The sequence below is a fragment of the Candidatus Cloacimonadota bacterium genome (assembly GCA_034661015.1).
Lineage (GTDB): Bacteria > Cloacimonadota > Cloacimonadia > JGIOTU-2 > JGIOTU-2 > JAYEKN01.
Genome location: JAYEKN010000201.1, coordinates 1 through 4,670 on the forward strand (window position 1 = coordinate 1; position 4,670 = coordinate 4,670).

The 4,670-nt window shown below is 34.6% G+C and carries 8 protein-coding genes; 7 read left to right on the top strand and 1 reads right to left on the bottom strand.

Features of this window, described 5'->3' with window-relative positions; genetic code table 11:
* Window positions 1-169: 169 nt before the first annotated feature.
* Window positions 170-370, bottom strand: coding sequence for a hypothetical protein (locus U9P79_07785; GenBank protein ID MEA2104521.1), 201 nt, complete (start codon window positions 368-370; stop codon window positions 170-172).
* Between the two features lie 793 nt (window positions 371-1,163).
* Here U9P79_07785 and U9P79_07790 point away from each other — a divergent pair.
* The 7 genes from U9P79_07790 (at window position 1,164) to U9P79_07820 (ending at window position 4,443) form a co-directional block, all read left to right on the top strand.
* Window positions 1,164-1,808: a TetR/AcrR family transcriptional regulator gene (locus U9P79_07790; protein ID MEA2104522.1), complete on the top strand. Its 645-nt coding sequence runs from the start codon at window positions 1,164-1,166 to the stop codon at window positions 1,806-1,808.
* Window positions 1,809-2,303 (top strand): Na+/H+ antiporter subunit E, encoded by a 495-nt coding sequence (locus U9P79_07795; protein MEA2104523.1) that lies wholly within the window; start codon window positions 1,809-1,811, stop codon window positions 2,301-2,303.
* A complete protein-coding gene (locus U9P79_07800; protein MEA2104524.1) occupies window positions 2,296-2,556 on the top strand; it encodes a monovalent cation/H+ antiporter complex subunit F in 261 nt (86 codons plus the stop codon). The genes U9P79_07795 and U9P79_07800 overlap by 8 nt, the downstream gene beginning before the upstream one ends.
* The gene (mnhG, locus tag U9P79_07805) at window positions 2,556-2,900 is read left to right on the top strand and encodes a monovalent cation/H(+) antiporter subunit G (protein ID MEA2104525.1); all 345 of its coding nucleotides are present in this window, start codon (window positions 2,556-2,558) and stop codon (window positions 2,898-2,900) included. Before U9P79_07800 ends, mnhG begins: the two co-directional genes overlap by 1 nt.
* Window positions 2,897-3,145, top strand: coding sequence for a hydrogenase subunit MbhD domain-containing protein (locus tag U9P79_07810; protein MEA2104526.1), 249 nt, complete (start codon window positions 2,897-2,899; stop codon window positions 3,143-3,145). The genes mnhG and U9P79_07810 overlap by 4 nt, the downstream gene beginning before the upstream one ends.
* Complete coding sequence (mbhE, locus tag U9P79_07815; GenBank protein MEA2104527.1) at window positions 3,138-3,815, top strand: hydrogen gas-evolving membrane-bound hydrogenase subunit E; 678 nt, start codon at window positions 3,138-3,140, stop codon at window positions 3,813-3,815. The genes U9P79_07810 and mbhE overlap by 8 nt, the downstream gene beginning before the upstream one ends.
* 148 nt (window positions 3,816-3,963) lie before the next feature.
* Window positions 3,964-4,443 carry a DUF302 domain-containing protein gene (locus tag U9P79_07820; GenBank protein MEA2104528.1) on the top strand — a complete coding sequence of 160 codons (480 nt, stop codon included), beginning with the start codon at window positions 3,964-3,966 and terminating at the stop codon, window positions 4,441-4,443.
* Window positions 4,444-4,670 lie beyond the last annotated feature (227 nt).

Below are 4,670 nucleotides of genomic sequence, written 5' to 3' on the forward strand. Positions count from 1 at the left end.
CTTTTGAACAAAATTAATCGTAAAACTCAAACATAAATTAGGTATCATGAAAAAAAACATAAAAATAAATATTTTTAGCATAATTACATCCTTATATCTATAAGTAATTAACAGGTATTGCTGTTATTTAACAGCAATACCTGTTATTATATATCAATATTCACAATTATTATATCTCAGCAATTGGGGCGTAACAATTTATTGTAGCAAGGTCATGAGGACAGTAAGGATCACCGTTTTCATCAACCCATCCTTTAGTTCCAACATACATTGTTCCTACAGTAATAGATTCAGCAAATGCATTTATGACAAAAAATGCAAAATTTATTATAATTAAGGCCAATATTATATATGAAAATATCTTTTTCATCGTTCTATTCTCCTTTCATTAAATTTTCCATTTCCACATTTCCCCTTCATCCAAGATAAGATAAAGAGTATTCACCCTAAAAAAGAATCCTCCCCAACCGGGAAAAAGAAAGTCGATTGGAGATGAAAATATGGGGAAATTTAAGCTTGCCTATTTAAATGAAAAAATTGCTTTTGCTCTCTTATCTTGCACTATGGGTGTAAGTTTGTGCGGGGGGAGGTGAAAAAATGAATAGTGAATAATCAGCCAGTAAGCAGACAAGTTGTAAAAATTTTCTACACGCTGGCAGATTGAGATAAAGTATCCCTTTTTGTCATCTTGTCCAAAGCAAACTGTTTGCAAAGCTCTATTAAATTCTGCCGGCATTATTTTCTGCCTTTCTAAATTTATATTTTGAAACACCTTATTTTTCCTGCGGAAAATATGTCAAACATTTTGTGAATCTTTTAAAGATTTTTATTCGAGGCAAACAAACCCCATTTGAATATAAAAAATAAAGAACACAAATACAAAAAAAGATTTAATAAAGAAATAAGAAGACGAGAAAAGCGTATAATTATATTTCCCAGCATAAAAAATTGCTACAATATTTATTTCAATCATCCGGAAACAATCCGGAGATTGGATGACCTGAAAATCAATAATTAGCCCCCTCAATTGTATTGTCCGTTTCAAAGGCGATAAAACATGAAACTTGTAAATAAGTAAAATATCATGACTATTTTACTGAAAAATAAATTGACATCAAATGGCCCGCAGTCATTTTATGACTCAAATTTATCTTGGAGTTTACATGGGAATAGTCGAAAGAAAAGAAAGAGAAAAAGAGTTGCGCAGCGAAAGCATTATTGATGCTGCGGAAAACGTTTTCTTTTCCAAAGGATTTGAAAACGCTACCATGCTCGATGTGGCAAAAGAAGTCGAATTGAGTAAGGGAACGATTTACCTTTATTTCCATAGCAAAAATGAACTTTGTATGGCAATCCTCCTACGTGGTCTTCATGCCGTGAAAAATATCTTAAAAAAATTACTGAACGATAATGAAACTTCCGGTATTGATAAAATTTCTAGATTGGCAGATCTTTTCATCACTTTTTCCAAAGAACATTCTTTCCATTACAGTGCACTTCTTTCCTATCGTGAACACCGAGAAAATTGCCCCGCATCCGGCAAGATAATCACAAGCACAATTGATGAAAATAAAAACATAAATGGAATAATATCTGATATGATTAAAATTGGACAGGCAGATGAAACAATCAAGATGAATATTGATCCTGAGAAACTATCTCTACTAATCTGGGGAAATTTTACCGGAATTATGCCCAGCATCATTTTAAATGAAACCTCAACTGTGGAACTCAATTTTGACCCCGAAAATATTTTAAAGTATCATTTTCAACTTATAACAAACGCAATAAGAACTGAAGGAGCATAAGTGAAATCAATCAAAAAGGGATTTTTATTTTTTATTTTTCTCCTGATCATCTGGTTATTTTTAGCCGGAACAAATATTCAGGAGATAATTGCCGGTGCGATTGTTTCGCTGCTTTTAAGCATTATTTTCTTTTCCAAAGCAGCAATATTTTCCGAATTTAATTTGAATCCGAAATCAATCGGTTACTCTGTAGCTTATATTTTTGTTTTTATAATAGAATTGTTAAAATCAAATTTCGATGTTGCCAACCGAGTTGTACAGCGCAAGATACCTATTAATCCGGGTATTGTGAAAGTGAAAACAAAACTCAAATCAAAACTGGGACGAGTTATTCTCGCTAATTCTATCACGCTAACTCCGGGAACTTTGACTGTGGAAACAAATGGAGAATATTATTACATTCACTGGATTGATGTAACTTCGGGTGATATCGAAGGTGCAACAGAACAGATTGTTAAAAAATTTGAAAAATATTTGGAGGTTATCTTTGGCTAATATAATTTATAATATTGCAGCTATCATTGCTCTATTGGGCATTGTGTTGACTTTTATAAGATTAATTTTGGGACCTACAATTGCCGACCGAGCCGTAGCTTTGGATGGTATGACCATCATTTCAATTTCACTAATTGTTTTCATCGCTTATTTTTCTCATAGAATCATTTATCTTGATGTTGCAATAGTTTACGGGCTCATTAGTTTCATCGGTATTGTGGCTATCGCCCGCTATCTTGAAAGGGGAATATAATGGAAATGCTGGGTGCGATTATCACTTTAATTGGTTCCCTTTTCCTTTTTTTGGGAGCATTGGGAATTTTACGCATGCCGGATGTATATAATAGAATGCAAGCCGGCACAAAAGCTACCACGCTCGGATCTATTTTATTTTTAATCGGAATTTCGGTCGGCAACCATGCCTGTGGCTGCTTCGGAAAAATTTTCATCATAATTCTATTCGTTATATTTACCAATCCCGTTTCATCAAATGCATTAGCACGAGCTGCTCATTTTTCAGGAGTCAAACTTACAAAACGCTCTGTTAAAGATGATTTGAAAGACGATGGTCTCGAAAATAAAGGAGAAGAAAAATGATTTCCACAATTATCATAGTTTTGGGAATAATAATGATCGCAGCGGCTTTTTTGGCTATTTATTTGAAAGATTTGCTTTCGGCAATCATTAGTGCCGGCGTGATAAGTCTATTGGCAAGCATTATTTATCTTCTGCTTGCTGCCCCGGATGTGGCAATAACAGAAGCAGCCATCGGCTCGGGACTTACCACAATTGTTTTCCTTTTCGCTTTAAACAAAGTGCGAAAGGAGAAGAAAGATGATTAAACGATTGTTGATTATTTTCGCAATATTGAGCTTGCTAATAATTTTTTTCCCTCTGATTACAAATTTTGAATATGCCCAAAACTTGAACGAATTAGCCTCAAAATATGTCAAAGGTTCGATCGATCAACTCAAGTCGCAAAATGTGGTAACTTCTGTGGTCGTTACTTATCGTGGTTTGGATACTTTGGGAGAAGTAACCGTCCTGTTCTTGGCAACTGCCGGAATCGGTTTTTTGCTGAGAAGAAGAAATAAAAAAACAAAAAAAAGAAAAGCCTCAGAACTTTTGCAAACAACATCTTCGTTTTTATCCGTATTGATAATCCTGCTTGGGGTTTACGTTTTTTTGCATGGACATCTTACGCCCGGTGGTGGATTTCAGGGTGGCGTAATCATCGCTTCCGCCTTTTTATTGCTGATTTTAGCGGATACAAATTTCAAATTCAATCACACGATTTTGCAAGCTGTTGAATCATTTTCCGGTGCATTTTATGTTGTTGTCGGATTGATCGGATTGGTTCTGCTGATTGGCTTTTTAAATCCCAGAATAATACCTCTCGGTAAATTGGGGCATCTGTTCAGTGCCGGAGCAATTCCCATCATTTACTCTCTGATTGGGCTCAAGGTCGGTTCGGAGTTAGTCGGAATCATCGAACATATGAAAAAAGGATAAACATGAATTTTACAAAAATACATAAATGTTATTTTCTGAGATTTTCGTAAGATATTTCTCTATTTCTGAATTGATTCACAGACAAAATATCTCTGATATTTTACTATAAAAATGTAAATAGATGTAAAAAATACTAAAGGAAAAAAATATGAAAAAATATATTTTAGCCGGAATAATCGGCTTTGTAGTTGGAATTATTGTAACCGGAGTTGTCATGTATAACGTGGCTCCCGGAATGATGTTGTTGGAAGATGAAAGTCAGTTTGGTTTTGATGAAACAGCATTGAAATTGGAAAAATCAGTCAAAGCTCATGATTGGAAGATACCCCACGTTCACGACTTGCAAAAATCTATGAAAAAATTCGGAACAGAGGTTGGACCTGTAAAAGTATTTGAGTTATGTCATCCGAAACACGCTGGCAAAATACTGGGAAAGGGTGATGAACGAATCGTTTCCAGCCTGATGCCCTGTCGCGTAGCAATTTATGAAAAGCCGGATGGGAAAACTTATATTTCTCGAATGAATTCCAAACTAATGGCTAAGCCAATGGGTGGAATAATCGCTGAAGTAATGTCTGAAGCAGCTAGTCAAAACGAAGAAATTCTTGAAGTAATTATAAAAAATTAATTTAAAAATTAACCAACTCCCGAAATTTTTAAAAGTTTCGGGAGTTTAATGAAATGGGAGAAGCACATGGCAATAATAATAATTCTGGGATTTGCACTTGTAATCATCGGGATTTATGGCATGTTGACACAGAAAAATTTGATAAAGATAGTGATTGGGTTTTCCATACTGGATACCGGAACTCATATCATCATAGTTGCGATTGGTTATATTAAAAACAGAACCGC

What these genes read in the sequence shown, in the direction of transcription:
- U9P79_07790 (MEA2104522.1), top strand. Translation starts at nt 1,164, where the DNA reads ATGGGAATAGTCGAAAGAAAAGAAAGAGAAAAAGAGTTGCGCAGCGAA.
- U9P79_07810 (MEA2104526.1), top strand. Translation starts at nt 2,897, where the DNA reads ATGATTTCCACAATTATCATAGTTTTGGGAATAATAATGATCGCAGCG.
- U9P79_07820 (MEA2104528.1), top strand. Translation starts at nt 3,964, where the DNA reads ATGAAAAAATATATTTTAGCCGGAATAATCGGCTTTGTAGTTGGAATT.
- mnhG (MEA2104525.1), top strand. Translation starts at nt 2,556, where the DNA reads ATGGAAATGCTGGGTGCGATTATCACTTTAATTGGTTCCCTTTTCCTT.
- mbhE (MEA2104527.1), top strand. Translation starts at nt 3,138, where the DNA reads ATGATTAAACGATTGTTGATTATTTTCGCAATATTGAGCTTGCTAATA.
- U9P79_07785 (MEA2104521.1), bottom strand. Translation starts at nt 370, where the DNA reads ATGAAAAAGATATTTTCATATATAATATTGGCCTTAATTATAATAAAT.